The sequence below is a fragment of the Paenibacillus lacisediminis genome, assembly GCF_046567315.2.
Genome location: NZ_JBKIAX020000003.1, coordinates 370,300 through 386,025 on the forward strand (window position 1 = coordinate 370,300; position 15,726 = coordinate 386,025).

At 50.0% G+C, this 15,726-nt stretch carries 10 protein-coding genes; 9 read left to right on the forward strand and 1 reads right to left on the reverse strand.

The features are described from left to right. The gene (locus ACLD72_RS07865; protein WP_410998886.1) at positions 1 to 1,245 is read right to left on the reverse strand and encodes a helix-turn-helix domain-containing protein; all 1,245 of its coding nucleotides are present in this window, start codon (positions 1,243 to 1,245) and stop codon (positions 1 to 3) included. A gap of 180 nt (positions 1,246 to 1,425) precedes the next feature. Between ACLD72_RS07865 and ACLD72_RS07870 the strand changes: the two genes are divergently transcribed. The 9 genes from ACLD72_RS07870 to ACLD72_RS07910 all read left to right on the forward strand — a co-directional run bounded on the left by ACLD72_RS07870 (position 1,426) and on the right by ACLD72_RS07910 (position 15,709). Beyond that, on the forward strand, positions 1,426 to 2,784 hold the full coding sequence (locus ACLD72_RS07870) for an MFS transporter (protein ID WP_410998888.1): 1,359 nt from the start codon (positions 1,426 to 1,428) through the stop codon (positions 2,782 to 2,784). A 38-nt stretch (positions 2,785 to 2,822) separates the two neighbouring features. Next, complete coding sequence (locus ACLD72_RS07875) at positions 2,823 to 3,569, forward strand: helix-turn-helix transcriptional regulator (RefSeq protein ID WP_410998890.1); 747 nt, start codon at positions 2,823 to 2,825, stop codon at positions 3,567 to 3,569. 100 nt (positions 3,570 to 3,669) lie between these two features. Continuing rightward, the gene (locus tag ACLD72_RS07880; RefSeq protein WP_410998892.1) at positions 3,670 to 6,504 is read left to right on the forward strand and encodes a family 78 glycoside hydrolase catalytic domain; all 2,835 of its coding nucleotides are present in this window, start codon (positions 3,670 to 3,672) and stop codon (positions 6,502 to 6,504) included. 35 nt (positions 6,505 to 6,539) lie between these two features. Next, positions 6,540 to 8,813, forward strand: coding sequence for a beta-glucosidase family protein (locus ACLD72_RS07885; protein ID WP_410998894.1), 2,274 nt, complete (start codon positions 6,540 to 6,542; stop codon positions 8,811 to 8,813). Positions 8,814 to 9,040: 227 nt separating this feature from the next. Beyond that, positions 9,041 to 10,846, forward strand: a complete 1,806-nt coding sequence (locus ACLD72_RS07890; RefSeq protein ID WP_410998896.1) for a sensor histidine kinase — start codon at positions 9,041 to 9,043, stop codon at positions 10,844 to 10,846. After that, positions 10,818 to 12,404, forward strand: coding sequence for a response regulator (locus ACLD72_RS07895; protein WP_410998898.1), 1,587 nt, complete (start codon positions 10,818 to 10,820; stop codon positions 12,402 to 12,404). The genes ACLD72_RS07890 and ACLD72_RS07895 overlap by 29 nt, the downstream gene beginning before the upstream one ends. A gap of 205 nt (positions 12,405 to 12,609) precedes the next feature. Further along, positions 12,610 to 13,899, forward strand: coding sequence for an ABC transporter substrate-binding protein (locus tag ACLD72_RS07900; RefSeq protein ID WP_155620067.1), 1,290 nt, complete (start codon positions 12,610 to 12,612; stop codon positions 13,897 to 13,899). 67 nt (positions 13,900 to 13,966) lie between these two features. After that, positions 13,967 to 14,887 carry a carbohydrate ABC transporter permease gene (locus ACLD72_RS07905; protein WP_458475683.1) on the forward strand — a complete coding sequence of 307 codons (921 nt, stop codon included), beginning with the start codon at positions 13,967 to 13,969 and terminating at the stop codon, positions 14,885 to 14,887. Next, positions 14,888 to 15,709, forward strand: coding sequence for a carbohydrate ABC transporter permease (locus ACLD72_RS07910; protein ID WP_410998902.1), 822 nt, complete (start codon positions 14,888 to 14,890; stop codon positions 15,707 to 15,709). The last annotated feature ends 17 nt before the right edge of the window (positions 15,710 to 15,726 follow it).

The window sequence follows — 15,726 nt, forward strand, 5'->3', positions numbered from 1 at the left end:
TCAAAGTGGCGCTCCTTCAGAGAAGGGTAAGGAAGCTTGAGGATTTTTCCGATATTGCTTCGGAGTGACGCAGGTCAGTTTTTTGAAAATGCTGGTGAAGTAGCTTTGATCGTTAAATTGCAGCAACCCCGAGATTTCGGTGACCGAAAGGTCCGATTGCACGAGCATCTTTTGGGCTTCCCTGATCTTTTCCCTTTGAATGTATTGGTTTAAGGGGAGACCGGTTTCTTTTTTGAACAAGTGAGACAGGTAGACCGGATGCAGCCGCACTAATTGAGCAAGCGTATGAACGGTGATCCGTTCGAAAATATGATTGAAAATGTAATTTTTACATACGGCCACAGCCCGGGTTTGGGCGTCTTGTTTATTGGCGTGAACGCGATCGGTCAAATCGTACAAGTATTTGTTCGACAAAAAATAAATTCGATTAGTTTCGCGGGTATCCTCGATTTGCTGAATGAACGCATCGCTCATGGTATAAGCGATTTCCGGGTAAAGTCCGCCTTCCACCGCTGCGCGCGTGGCGAGCGCCACCGAAACAATGGCTTGATTTTTGATATTCCGGATCAGGCTTTTCTTTGATAACAGACCCCAGCCTTCGGGCTTGATGCGGTTTAAAAGCTCAGTCAACCTATCCCGGTCCCCGTCCCGAACGCAATGCCAGATTTGCTGCTCAAGCCGATGATTCATGTGAAACTCCGCTTCCAGCCTGCGAGACTGCAGGTCCTTTTCCACAGTGCGTTCCAGGTTCATTGAGAGAGTCGGTTCGGAAAGCGTAAGTTTGTCGATCCTTTCTTGAAATAATAAATAAACGGCAAGTTGGCCAATATGAAGCCATTCGTCCATACTGATTCGGGCCAGTTGACCGTAGTAAGATTGTATCTTTTCGTGAATATCCATAGGAACCTGATGATCCAGAAGTATCCCCGAAATGACTTCCTTGGAAATGTTGGTCGCGAGTGTAGGGCCGATAATCAAAGTCCCCGTCCTTTTCTGTTCACCAACGTGAAGCAACAGATAGTGTTCCATGAAATGGGTTACCTTGAGCAAAGGCTGCGTAAGAGCGTCTTCTTCTCCGATCACGCTTGCGATGAATGCCTGGGCGGACGGATAAGCCGGATTGATGAGCGCATGAGATCGATGGTTGATCACAATGCCCTGCGAGGCATCCGCATACTGAACGGGTATTTTGTAGGCATCGTAAAGAAGTTTGGCTGCGTATTCGATGTCCGTAAGTAGAACCATGATGAATCACCCACCTGTCTGGAAATGGATAAGCCCATAGTAGCAGATCAAATCTTGAAAAATCAACATAAAACTTGAAATATTAATATTAGTAAGTAAACCCATCAAGTATACTGAATAAGAAAGCGCTTTCCAAAAAAAGTTCAACGTTCAATTGAAGACTCTCGTGGGGGGCAGCATATGAAAAGAGAATTAAGCAACAAAGCTTTGATGGGAGACTCGATGGGGCAATTTTCCCTGAATATTGCCACTGGTTTACTCGGGCTCATCACGTATTACTACACCGATATTGTTGGGGTTTCCGCCGGGCTGGTCGGAACGATTATGCTGTTGACCAAGGCAATCGACGCTTTTGCGGATATCGGAATGGGCGTTCTGGTTGACCGGACCCGTTCCAGACACGGGCAGGCGCGGCCCTGGCTGCTGTGGATGTCCATACCGTTACTTGTTTTGATCGTCCTGATGTTTTCCGTACCTGACGCAAGCCCGACAGTTAAGGTCGCCTATGCGGTGGCAACAAATCTGATTTTCTTCGTATGTATTTATACGCCAATCGCGATTCCTTACAACAGCTTGATGGCGCTTACGACAAAAAGTCCTGCGGATCGATCGCTGATGGGCATTTATCGTGCGGCATCCGGCTATTTGGCAGGGATGATCGTGGCCATCGGATTTATCCCTATCGTTAACGCGATGGGGGGCGGACCGCAGCAGTGGACACTGCTCGCTGCGATATTCGCCGTAATCGCCGCTTTCGGCATCTATATCGCTTTCCGTTCGACGAAAGAGAGATACAGTACCGGGCAATTGAAGCAATCCGGCGAAGTCAAGAAAACCTTGCCTTTCCATACGGGGTTGAAACTGCTGTTTACAAACAAGTATTGGTTGATCATCTTTGCCGTTAGTATCCTGTCCCAAATTTTGTTCGCGTTATCCAATACGGCCGGCATGTATTTTGCCAAATACATTTGGGACAACGTCAATCTGGTCGGCATCCTGGGAGCGATCGGCTTCATCCCCGTTGTTGTCGTCTTTCTGCTTTCCGGACCGGCGATCAAACGATTCGGCAGACGCAACACGGCGGTGATCGGACTTGTGATCGGCGTGCTTGGTATCGCCGTCCGTCTTGTAGATCTAACGAGCATCCCGTTAGGGCTGATCGGCGGGGTGTTTCAATCATTTGGCATGATACCGCTCATGGTCGTGCTTGCCCCGCTTGGAACCGATACGATCGAGTACGGCGAGTGGAAGCATGGACAGCGTATCGTCGGATTGACCAACAGCGTCAACGCCTTCGGCGGCAAAATCGGGACGGCGTTCGGGACCGCGATCATCGGCTGGCTTCTTGCCTGGGGACATTACCAGGAGGGAGCGGCGGTTCAGACGGAATCGGCAAAGCAGATGATCATCACATTGAATATCTACATTCCTTTAGTCATTTATATTTGCATCGCTGTATTGTTTCTGTTCTACTCGTTGGAGAAGCAGTATACGCGCATCTTGGACGATCTGGAGCGCAGGCGAGAATTGATCGGCTAAGACACGATGTATTGCTATAGAATAAGGGGGTTATCGATATGCATGAAAATCCGCCCTTTGTGATCATCGTCTACGTCATTAAAGGAGAAGGAAGACATGACCTGGGTTACATGAACGTCCCCATAACTCCAGGCGAACTGTATATCGTTCCGCTGTCCGAAACGAAGCTCACAAATGCGATGGATACCAGTCCATCAATTCTCGGTTTGGAGTTGAAACAGTACGTCTACTGTACGGAGAGTTTGGGGATGGCTGCACCTTTTCTTCCTTTGAAATGGAGGGTGCTCCCCAAGCATCAAGAGGAATTGCTCCAATTGCTCGAAATTATGTCCCCGTATCAGGGGAAATCGCCGGATGTTTCCGAAGGAGGTCTGATTCCGTTATGGACACGGTTCATGGAATTTTTTCTTTCCCATCCGGTCAAAGCGAAGCTGCAATCGTTTGAGGATGACGGGTGCCCGATTCATCAAGCGCTTTATCATATCGGAAACCGGTTTATGAACCCGATTTCCGTCGGCGAAATTAGCCGGCGGACAGCCATGAGCACACGTCATTTCCAACGAAAATTTAAATCGTTAACGGGAAGATCATACAAACAGCTGCTGCAGGAAATCCGCATTCGCCATAGCTGCGGTTTACTTAAATTCACCCGATTAAGCGTACAGACGGTTGCGGAATATGTCGGCATTTACGATATGTATCATTTCTACCGATTGTTCTGCGACTATTGCGGTATGACACCGGGAGCTTTCCGCCGCTACTGCCAGCGTGGGAACGCAATTTAGCTTGACGCGTTTTCATATAGTTTTGCGCCGGCGGTCTTGTTAATTTAGGAAGGGATGAGTCGCCGTAAAGAAAGATACAACAAAGGAGGAGAAAGACAACATGCACATCACTCGTATGAAAACGAATCGGATCATCAACCCGCTGGGGTTCTCGCTCGATAAGCCTAGGTTCTCTTACGTCGTAGCGGGGACAGCAGGGAAGAGGCAAGCTGCCGCGCGTATCGAAGTTGCGCTCGATGAAGCGTTCTCGGCCGTCGTCTATGACAGCGGAAAAAGGGAGAATATTGACAATCTCGCCTTTGAATTGCCGATTGAACTGAAGCCGCGAACTCGCTACTATTGGCGCGTCGAGGTATGGGCGGACAACGGCGATCATGCCTGTAGCTCAGCAGCCTGGTTCGAGACGGCAAAAATGAACGAACCATGGGCGGCAAAATGGATCGTACCCGAATTAGACAAGGAAGTTCATCCCGTTTTAAGCCGCCGGTTCGAATTGTCGAGAGAAGTGGTTTCGGCGCGCGCTTATGTGTGCGGGTTGGGTTTATACGAAATGGAGATAAACGGCGTCAAGGCTGGGGATGAATATTTTACGCCCCATTTCAATGCGTACCAAAAGTGGCTCCAGTATCAGACATTTGACATCACGGAATTGCTAAAGCAAGGGGAGAATCGGATTTCGGTTTGTCTCGGCAATGGTCTCTATAAAGGGAGATTCGGTTTTGAGGGACATACGTCGGAGATTTATGGCCATGAATTTGCTCTTTTGTGTGAAATCGTGGCGACCTATGAGGACGGAACGAAGGTTGTCATTGGGTCGGATATGGACTGGACGGCAGCCAAAAGCAAAATCATTAGCGGCAATTTGTACGATGGGGAGGTTTTCGACGCGACCTTCGAGTCGTCCGACATTTTCCCGGTTCGCGAAGGCGATTTGGGATTTGATCGGCTCATGGCGCGGCTGAGCTTGCCGGTTGTCGTCAAAGAGGAGCTCAAGCCGGCCCAAGTGATTCATACGCCGGCAGGCGAGACGGTACTGGACATGGGGCAAAACATGGTCGGCTGGCTCCGCTTCCGCACGCAGGCACCCAAAGGGACGGTCATCCGGCTTCAGCACGGCGAGGTGTTGCAGAATGGAAACTTCTATCGCGACAATCTTCGTACGGCGAAGGCGGAATATGTCTATACGGCCGATGGCACGGAAGCGGTCGTCAGGCCATACTTCACCTTCTTCGGTTTCAGATACGTCAAGGTGGAAGGCTGGCCGGACGAACTGAATCCGGACGACTTCACGGGCTGCGTCCTATACTCCGATTTGGAGGAGACCGGCAGCTTCGAAACGAGCGACCCGCTCGTAAACCTCCTGTTCCTGAATGCCCTTTGGGGACAAAAGGGCAATTTCCTGGACGTTCCTACGGATTGTCCGCAACGCGACGAACGCATGGGGTGGACGGGAGATGCGCAGGTATTTGCCGGAACGGCTTGTTTCAACATGGATTCATATGCCTTCTTCCGGAAGTACGGCTACGATATGGCGCTCGAGCAGGAGGAACGCGGCGGGATGGTCCCGATGGTCATTCCCGCAGCGAACGTGCAGGGCGGCGGTTCAAGCGCCTGGGCTGACGCGGCGACGATTATCCCGTGGAACGTCTACCTTCATTACGGGGACAAGGCGATTCTGGAGCAGCAGTTCGAGAGCATGAAAGCGTGGGTCGATTACATCATTCGGGCCGACGAGGAATCTGGCGGACGGAGGCTGTGGACGACCGGCTTCCACTTTGGCGATTGGCTGGCGCTGGACGGCAGCAATCCGGATTCCCCTATGGGCGGTACCGATACGGACTTTATCGCTTCCGCCTACTATCGGCATTCCTCGCTCCTCCTGGCGAAAGCAGCCAAGGTGCTTGGCAAGGAGGAATTAGCCGATTATTACGGGCGCATATCGGAGGAAGTGAAGGCGGCGATTGAGAACGAGTTTTTCTCCAAAAATGGACGCCTGGCCCTCGACACTCAGACGGCGTACGCTGTCGCGTTGTACATGGACCTCGTTCCGGACGCCTTCAAAGCGAGAGTAACGGAGGCGCTGCGCAAACGGCTGAAGATCGACCGCAACCATCTGCGCACCGGCTTCGTCGGCACCCCGTATTTAAACAGCGTCCTGTCGGATAACGGCAGCAACGATCTGGCTTACACGCTGCTTCTGAATGACGACTATCCGAGCTGGCTCTACGCCGTGAAGCTGGGGGCTACGACAATCTGGGAGCGCTGGAATTCGCTCTTGCCGGACGGAACGATCAGCAGCACGGGCATGAACTCACTGAATCACTATGCTTACGGGGCAATCGCCGAGTGGATGTACCGGACGGTGGCGGGGATCAACCCGACCGAAGAATCGCCGGGTTTCCGCCGGGCTGTACTGGCTCCGAAGCCGGATTACCGCTTGAAGTGGGCCAAAGCCAGCGTCAACACCGCTGCAGGGTTGTACAAAAGCGAATGGTCGTTTGACAAGGAAGGTAAGCTCGCGTTCCGGTTTGAGATTCCGTTCAACGCCGAGGCTCAGGTTCGGTTGCCTTACGCAAATGCGGTGGAAGTTACGATTAACGGCGCCGTGCTTGAGGCAAGCGGAGCGGTATGGGCGCAGCATGGCGAGGAGACGCATCTCGAGCTGGTTAGCGGCAGCTACGTTATCCAATATACGCCGACGAAAAGCTATATCAAGAAGCTGAGCACGCATACGCCGCTAGTCGAGTTGCTGTATCACGAAAAGGCAAAAGAACTAATCGCAAGCTTGCTCCCGCACGGCATGGAGCTTAACCCGGATACGCTTCAAGCTTCGATCGGCGAGGCTTCGTTAAGGGATCTGTCGGCTTATTACCCGATGGAAGCAACAATGCTCGACGATTTGGATGAGAAGCTGACCGCCTTATCCATCGTTTAAAACGGTGAGAATGAATCAGGAGAGGAGAAGCCTAAGTGAAAAGAAACATTAACGAACTGATCGCCGCGATGACATTGGAGGAAAAGGCCGGCCTGTGCTCGGGGGATAGCTTTTGGGCGACGAAAGCGATCGAAAGGCTGGGCATTCCGTCCATAACGATGACTGACGGACCGCACGGCTTGCGCAAGCAAGCGGGAGAGTCGGATCATCTGGGACTAAACCAAAGCATCCCGTCGACTTGCTTTCCGCCTGGCGCCGGGTTGGCGAGTTCCTGGAACCGCGAGCTCGTCCAAAATGTCGGCAAAGCCATAGGTAAAGAAGCCCAGGCGGAGGGCGTCTCTATCGTGCTCGGACCCAGCGTCAACATCAAGCGTTCGCCGCTTTGCGGCCGGAACTTCGAATACTTCTCCGAAGATCCGTACCTGACCGGCGAACTTGCGGCCGCTCATATTTCGGGAGTGCAATGCGAAGGCGTCGGCTCGTCTTTAAAGCATTTCGCCGTCAATAATCAGGAGCATCGCCGGATGACGACGGATGCCGTGGTGGACGAACGAACGCTTCGCGAGATCTATTTGACCGGCTTCGAGATGGCCGTCAAAAAATCGCAGCCATGGACCGTCATGTCGGCGTACAACCGGCTGAACGGGACGTATTGCTCCGAGAACGAGACGTTGCTTACGCGTATTTTGAAGGAAGAATGGGGACACGAGGGTTTCGTCGTGTCGGATTGGGGCGCCGTGAACGAAGCGGCGGCCAGCGTGGCCGCCGGTATGGAGCTGGAGATGCCGTCCAGCCACGGCGAAGGCCCGCGCAAGATCGCCATGGCGGTGGAGAACGGACAATTGTCCATGGCAGCGCTTGACCGTGCGGTTGGGCGGCTTCTGTCGGTGATTTTCAAAGCCGTCGACAACCGGCGAGCCGATGCTGCCTACGATCCGGAAGAGCATCATCGGCTCGCCCGGGAAGCGGCCCGTGAGACGATGGTTCTGCTTAAGAACGAGAACGGGCTGTTGCCCTTGCCGAAGCAGGGAAAGTTCGCCGTCATCGGAACCATGGCCGAACAAGTCCGTTACCAAGGGGGCGGAAGCTCGCATATCAACCCGACGAAGCTGGACAACATTCGAGAGGAGATTGAGAAGACGGCCGGCGGGGCTGAAGTCCTGTATTCTCCAGGCTATCCGCTGGAAAGCGACGATTCGGACGAAGCGCTTCTGGAAGAAGCGAAAAAGTTGGCAGCCGCTTCCGATGCGGCGATTTTATTCGTCGGGCTGCCGGATCGGTACGAGTCCGAAGGTTATGACCGCACACATTTGAACTTGCCGGAGAACCAGATTCAGTTGATTGAGCAGATCGCCTCCGTCCAAGCGAACGTTGCGGTAGTTTTAAGTAACGGCGCGCCGGTCGTCATGCCCTGGCTCGGCCGCGTGTCGGCCGTACTGGAAGCTTACTTGGGTGGCCAGGCCGGCGGCGGCGCGATCGCAGATTTGCTATTCGGCGACGCTAACCCGAGCGGTAAGCTGGCCGAGACGTTCCCGAAGCATCTGAAACACAATCCGTCACATCCTTTTTTCCCTGGCGAAGGCGACCGGGTGGAATACCGCGAAGGTATCTTTGTCGGTTACCGTTACTATGATGCGAAAGAGATCGAGCCTTTGTTCCCGTTTGGATTCGGACTAAGCTATACGACGTTTGCCTATTCCGATCTCGTTCTGGACCGGAGCGGCATGACCGATCAGGAAACGGCCCAAGTAAGCGTGAAAGTGCGCAATACGGGAGAACGGTTCGGCCAAGAAATCGTTCAGTTATATATACGGGATGTGGAATCCGCGGTAATCCGTCCGGAGAAGGAGCTGAAGGGATTCGCCAAGGTGGCGCTGGAGCCGGGAGAGGAGAAAACGATTTCCTTCCAACTGGATAAGCGAAGTTTTGCATATTACAACGTGGAGTTGGCGGACTGGCATGTTGAGACGGGAGAATTTCACGTGCTTATCGGCAGTTCCTCCCGCGATATCCGGCTGCAAGCCTCCATCCGGGTTCAATCCACAGCCGAAATTGTGCCGAAATTCCATCGTAATACGACGATGGGTGATATCATGAGCCATCCAGCCGCGATGCCGGTTTTGGCCCAGATGCAGAGTATGGCACCGTCTTCCGCACAGCCGTCCAATGCCGTTTCTTCCGACATGATGATGGCAATGATGCGCTACATGCCGCTACGGGCACTGCTTCCGTTTACCGGCGGCACTTTGACGGAAGAGGGGCTCGCAGGACTGCTCAACCATTTAAACAATGCCGTTCAGGCGGATTGACGCTTCCGCCGTTCAATATTCGGTCCCCATTTTTTTCACCCGTTCCCAACTTCGCCTCTACTAGGGGCGAAGTTGCTTTTTCTTTGATGCGTTGAAGATTTCGAGCGTTGCGGCATGTTTATGTTGCCCTTGATACACTTTCATTGGCTCAGTGTTTACTGTTCGTGCCCTGAACGGTGTATAATGGACGTTAGTTCGAGATTCGAACGAAAGGAGAGAGGGAAGAAATGTCGAATCGAACGGACAAACCTCTTCTGAAAGCGAATTCAATCGAATTGTACATCATAAAGCTAAGAAAATTATCGTGGAAAATCTCGTTTAAACGCAGTTGGCAAAGATGGAGTTTGCCTCAAAAACTGCTGTTTTTCTATCTGCCTTTGTTCGTATTGCCTTCCATGATCGGACTTGGCCTTCTCGCCAATAACTATAATGCGGCTATTCGGGAAAATGCCGAAGCATACTCGGACACGATCGTGAGTCTTACGGTCGATAAACTTGACGCAGCCATAGAAAACTATAATAATCTAAGTCTTCGCATTTTAACGGTATCTCAAATAACAACCATTCTTTCCGGATCGGTTGATAATGAGTTCGAACAAATCGAAATTCAACGTTCCTTGGAAAAATACGTTTTGCCGATTACCGGAGGTTTTCATGATGACGGGATCCTTGGCCTTGTATTCATCACGAATCAAGGCACTTATACCCTTGGCAAAGATTTTGGGCAGCCGCTTGATCCCCGGGAATTATCGGAAATCACTAAGGAGAATGGGCAGCCATATTGGGCGCCCTTAAAGTCCGATTCTCAAGGGGGCGCTAAGGGCAACGGCTTTAGATTGGGACGAGTCTTGAAGAACGATAACTTTAAACCTATCGGAATATTTTACCTCGTTATTAGTCCAACTTCGTTTCAAGACATTCTAAACTCGGCGATGGCAGGGCCCAACACGACATTTAAATTGGTTGACCGGCAAACTTTGTTAGCGGAAGAACCGGCTGAGCCAACCGAACTCGTCACGGAATCCCTGCAATCCGAAAAATGGCTGGCCCATAATGAATGGAAGCTTGTTGCAAATCTTCCCTTAACAACTTTATATGCAACGGTTTATCGTTTGAGTATGATTGCCGCTTGGCTGGCGGGCGGCTGCTTTATTGTAGGTGTCATTGCTTTTTACTTGATCCGTATGGACGTAGCGCTTCCGATCGCAAAGCTGCACAAAAATATGAGGAAGGGACTCAAGGGGGAGCATCCCAACAAGCTAAGCAAATTCAAAGGCGCCAAAGAGATTGCGGAGCTGAATGATACGTTCATATCCATCATGTATGAAATTTACAATTTAATAGAGGAAGTAAAAAAAAGCGAGAAACGCAAGCGTGAAGCGCAGCATAAAGTACTTCGCAATCAATTGTCTCCTCATTTTTTGTATAATACGTTAAATTCCATCCGCTGGATGGCGATGATCCGCAAACAGGATCATATCCGGGAAGTGGTTGACGCCTTAAGCAATCTTTTGCAGTACACCATTCGGGATGCGGATGAACTGGTTACCCTGAACAAAGAAGTGAGCATTATGCAGGAATTCGTAAAAATCCAGCAAGTGCGATATCACAATTTTGCGTTTTTTGCCCATCTGGAACCGGGTATCGGCGAGCACAGGTTATTGAAATTTCTTCTCCAACCTTTGCTGGAGAATGCCATCGTACACGGGTTGTCTTCCATAGATCATGCCGGTGAGATACGGCTTGAAGCCCGGGTTCAAGGCCATATGCTTCTTCTTTCCATACATGATAACGGGAATGGTATTTCTAAGGAAAGGCTGATCCAAATCCGTGAAGACTTGAGTTTGGGGAATAACAACAAACACATTGGATTATCCAATGTGAAGGAAATGATCGACATCCATTATGGCCCCCCATTCGGGCTGGAAATGACCAGTAATATCGGCTACGGCACAACCGTAACGCTGAAATTGCCTGTTCTGAAAGAAGGAGGGAATGATACAGATGCTCAAGCTCGCGATCGTGGACGATGAGTCGTTGGTTCGCGTAGGATTTCAAACGATTATTGATTGGCAGACTTACGGGTATGAAAGTCTTGGCGTATACCGGAATGGAAAAGAGGCGTGGGAAGCTTTCTGTGTGGAAGGCTATCCGGATGTTCTGCTTACCGATATCCGGATGCCTGAAATGGATGGACTGGAATTGATTCAGAAGATCAGGGAAACGGATCAGGACATGATCATCATTATCCTGAGCAGTTTCGACGAATTCGAGTATGCGCGGAAATCGATGCAATTGGGGGTTCAAGATTACATTCCCAAACATCTATTTAATCCTGAAGAGCTGATTGCGTTGCTAAACAAATTGACGGCCAAGAAATCGAAAAACGCTGTGGAGCAAACGCAGGTGAATCGAACGGCCGCTCTTCACGACGAGAAACAACGTCTTATAATGCATTCCAGATTATTGTCAGGTATCGTTGCGCCCGCCTCCCCAATTTCGCTGCATAATTACCCATTATTATCAGAGCTGTTTCATGAAAGAGATACCTTATTTTGGGTGTCGTTTCGGGAATGGACTGAGGACAATCCATACTCGGAATCGGACTTGTTGGCTGCTGGCTACCTGCTGCACGATTTGATGAACAAATCCAAGTATGCCGTTCCGCTAGGCATAGATTACGGGGTGTTTCACGGGTTAATCCAGAATCCGAAACCGGAGGAGAACAAGATGCAATTTGTTGCCGATCTGGTCGGGGATTGGACGGAAACGGTAAGAAACAATCTTAACGTAAACGTAAGCGCGGGCATTTCCGGGGATGCCACTTTTGAACAATGCAAAACGTTGCGCCATTGTGCGGAATTTATGTTGGATCGTTCCTTTTTTAAGGGTGCGGGCGTCTATATGTTTGGACCCTCCGCATCCAACGGAATACAGCCTGCCGCTCATGCTTGGAGAGAACAATTTATCCAATTGCTTAAGAAGTGCTCAATCGCTGACATTTTAACGTGGCTGGAGCGTATCGAAGCAGAGATGGGGGCGCATGCTACACCGGAAGAGGCGCTCGAATTGATCAGATGGATGGGCCAGGCTTATGTTAAACGGCAGCAGGAGGTGAATTTTATCTTTACGGCAGCCGCAGTGACAGCCCCTGACTCATCGGTGTTCCAATGGGATGAGATGGAACGCGTTCATTCCTGGCCTGCGCTAAGACGCTCCTTTATCGCGGCAATTGAAGCGTATGAGACGTTTTATGGAAATAAGAGGAATAACAAGCCATGGCTCAAACCGGTATTTGCTTATGTTGAAGAACACTATGCGAAAGGGATCCGTCTTGAGGATGCCGCTATGGCCGCTAACCTGAACGTTAACTATTTCAGTCATCGCTTCAGTCAGGAAATGGGGATGACGTTCCTGGAGTTTGTCACGCGGGTCCGCATTCATAAAGCGAAAGAGCTTATCAAACAGCATCATCTGTCCGCCGAAGAAGCGGCTTCCCGCGTAGGTTATCCCAATCCGAATTATTTTGTGAAAGTGTTCAAAAAAGTAACAGGGAAAACGCTCTCCGAATTCAGATCGTCGACGTACTGATCATCTAAAAAAATGAAAGCTATTTCGAAAAATATGGCATCTATTTTCACCGGGATGATAGGTTCCGGTTTTTTTGTGTGCGGATTTAATTCATCTCGAAAAAAGTGGCATCAATTGCAAAACAATGTGCATGGAGTGGGGAAGCGACCGGAAGGTAAGATAATATCTGAAAAGAAAATACAGCGGTTTGAAAGGGGATTCAGCGATGAAAAGCAAAGCATTGAACAGACTGCTTATTGGCGTCACGGTTGCCGCAATGCTGGTCTTAAGCGCATGCGGAGGCAGTAAAAGCAATAAAGCAGCGGATAGCGCCAACGGCCAGGATGCCTCTGGACAGGTTACCATAACCGTTTGGGGCGACCAGGCGAATCAATCGTCATTTGAATCGGCATTTAAGGCCATCAACGCGGCGTTTGAAGAAAAGCATCCGAACATTAAATTGGATTACCAATTTTCGGGCACAGAAACCGCGATTGATACGGCAGTTAAAAGCAACTCGTTGCCTGATGTGTTCTTCGTCCAGGGCAACAAGACGCCTAAAATGAAGTTGTACGCGGAAAGTGGCGCGCTTCTCCCGTTGAACAATTTTAGTCTGGATACCAACCGTTATGATGGGAGCGCCATAAAGTACGCAACGATCGACGGTGTGCTGTATGCATCGCCGCCGGCGTTCATGGACTCGCAATTAATCTATTACAACAAAGATTTGTTTGAGAAACAAGGACTAGAGGTTCCCAAGACGCTTGATGAATTTGTACAATTGGCCGGGAGTTTAAAAGCGGCAGGGATTACGCCATTCAGCGTGCCGGGAAAAAGCGAGTTCGAACGAGCGTGGATCGCCTTTGCGCTGTTGCCTGCCACTGCTCAGGAAGCTTTGTCCAAGCTTAATGAAGGCACGGGTACCTTTCAAGATCCGGGCATTGTAAAAGCGTTTCAGACGATTCGCGATTTTGCCGATAAAGGTTATTTCACCAAGGATTTGGCATCCGTAGACAATGCCGGGGCCCAGCTTGCTTTCACCAATGGAAATACGGCGATGATGGCTGACGGTACTTGGAACGATCCGACTTTTGTTGGCGCCGGGATGAATCTGGGCAGGTTCTATATTCCTAATGAGACAGGGCAACGTATCGCGCCGCAAAGCTTCAGCAACGCTACAACGTATGCGGTATCGGCTGCGACTAAACATCCGAAAGAGGCGGCGGAATATGTTAAGTTTTTGGCCAGCCAGGAAGCCCAGCAATTGTTTGAAAACGCAACGGGAGCCGTCCCCATTATGCAGGATGTTACCCCGCGAGATGAGGCTGTCAAGGAGCTAAGCGCATTTGATTCGTTGGGCCTTAATATCTATTCCGTGCTGACGGATCTTTCGACGGAAAATGTGAAACTTACCGATATCTTCTTGCAACAGGTGATGCCCAAATTGCTAACCTCCCAAATCGATGGCAAGGAAGCGGCGGACATCCTGGAAGAAGCGCTGCTCCGGACAAAATAACGTAATGAACGGACGGTTGTGCATCGATGCTTAACCGTCTTTCTTTCAAATGGAGGGAAATACATTGTTGCCGTGGTTTAAAAAACGACCCTTTATCTGGTTTATTATCCCGGGATTTGTGCTTTATTCGATTTTTGTTGTGTATCCGATTTTGTCTGCCGTACAACTCAGTTTTTTCCATTCGAACGGTTTCGGATCGAGCAACTTTGTCGGGTTTCAAAACTATGTGGAGCTCTTTACAAATCCCGAGTTGAAACGGCAGTTCCTGAATGCGCTCAAGCATAACGCGATTCTTGTTGTGCTTAACGTAGGCGTACTTATTCCGATCCAGCTCTATTTTGCTTATGTGATTTACACGAAGGTGAAAGGTTACCGTTTTTTTCAAACGATGATCTTTGCGCCGCAATTTATCACGACTAGTGTCATTGTGTTTATGGCCACGCTCGTATTTGATCAAAACATCGGGATATTCAACAAATTGCTGACGATGATCGGGCTTGGCGACCATGTGCGAAATTGGTTGGGCGTGCCGGGCTATGAAATTTTTACATTATTTTTAATCAACGCTTGGGCGGGTGTGGGATTCAGTATGATCTACTTTGTGGCCGCAATGAAAATGCTGTCGGATGAGGTCATGGAAGCTTCTTATTTGGACGGGGCCGGTTACTGGAGAAGATTCGTATCGGTAATCATCCCGCAGATCCGCTCAAGTATTCTGAATATTGCTGTAATCAGCTATATCGCCGCTATGACGCTCTTTGATTTCAGTTATTTGCTTGGAGGCATCAGCGGTGGAATCGATAATAAGATGGATGTCATGACGCTGTTCTTTTACCGGATCACATTCGGAACTAACGGCGCGATGGGCGGTACGGTGGGCAGCAATTCCGTAGGTATGGGCACAACCATTGCGTGTGTCATGTTTGCGATCATCTTCCTCGTCGCTCTTCTTCAGCTGAAATTATCCTATCGGAAGGAGGGGCACTAGATGAAAGACATGAAGAAATTGTATGTTACAAAGCTGATTTTTTGGGTATATTCCTCCTTCACGTTGTTTCTTCTCGGGTATTTGGTTTGGAATTCATTTCGGACCAAGCAGGATATGCTGTCCAATACGCTCGGATGGCCGAAGTCGCTTTCATTTGCTGCTTATGTAAAAGTGTTTCGTGAAGATCATTTTGGCGTCAACCTTTGGAACAGTGTGTTCATTTTGGTGATGACCTTGGCCATTATTATCGTAGTGGCTTCCATGGCGGCTTACGGTCTGGGACGTTACAGCTTCAAATTCAAGCAAGGCTTGATGCTGTATTTCTTGGTCGGATTGATGTTTCCGGTACAGCTTGGCGTCATCCCCGTATTTTTGATTATTAAAAACCTGGGCCTGATCAATTCGCTTTGGAGCATCATCCTGGTCCTGTCGGCCGGTATATCCATGCCGGTGCTTCTATTGACCAACTTTTTTGCGGGCTTGCCGCAAGCTTTGAGCGAATCCGCCCGCATAGACGGCGCGGGAGAGAGGAAGATCTTTTATAGAATCATGTTTCCGCTTGCCTCCCCGGTCATTGTCAGCATGTGCATTATCTTGTCCGTCAGCGTCTGGAACCAATTCTTCTTACCGCTGATTCTTCTCCAGGACGAAGCCGTCAAGACGATCCCGCTGGCTGTGATGAAATACACTTCAAATATACTGCTCAGTATGGATAGCGCGCTTGTGACTTCCGTTTTGGCGACCATACCTATTCTGATTCTGTTCTTCATCTTCTCGGAACGGATAATTTCAGGCGTCGCATCGGGCAGTGTCAAAGAATAAGTTTGGGAGAAAGGAGG

Excerpts from the sequence above, each read along its gene's own strand:
- ACLD72_RS07880 (WP_410998892.1), top strand. The coding sequence starts at position 3,670 with ATGCACATCACTCGTATGAAAACGAATCGGATCATCAACCCGCTGGGG.
- ACLD72_RS07895 (WP_410998898.1), top strand. The coding sequence starts at position 10,818 with ATGCTCAAGCTCGCGATCGTGGACGATGAGTCGTTGGTTCGCGTAGGA.
- ACLD72_RS07900 (WP_155620067.1), top strand. The coding sequence starts at position 12,610 with ATGAAAAGCAAAGCATTGAACAGACTGCTTATTGGCGTCACGGTTGCC.
- ACLD72_RS07865 (WP_410998886.1), bottom strand. The coding sequence starts at position 1,245 with ATGGTTCTACTTACGGACATCGAATACGCAGCCAAACTTCTTTACGAT.
- ACLD72_RS07870 (WP_410998888.1), top strand. The coding sequence starts at position 1,426 with ATGAAAAGAGAATTAAGCAACAAAGCTTTGATGGGAGACTCGATGGGG.
- ACLD72_RS07890 (WP_410998896.1), top strand. The coding sequence starts at position 9,041 with ATGTCGAATCGAACGGACAAACCTCTTCTGAAAGCGAATTCAATCGAA.
- ACLD72_RS07875 (WP_410998890.1), top strand. The coding sequence starts at position 2,823 with ATGCATGAAAATCCGCCCTTTGTGATCATCGTCTACGTCATTAAAGGA.
- ACLD72_RS07910 (WP_410998902.1), top strand. The coding sequence starts at position 14,888 with ATGAAAGACATGAAGAAATTGTATGTTACAAAGCTGATTTTTTGGGTA.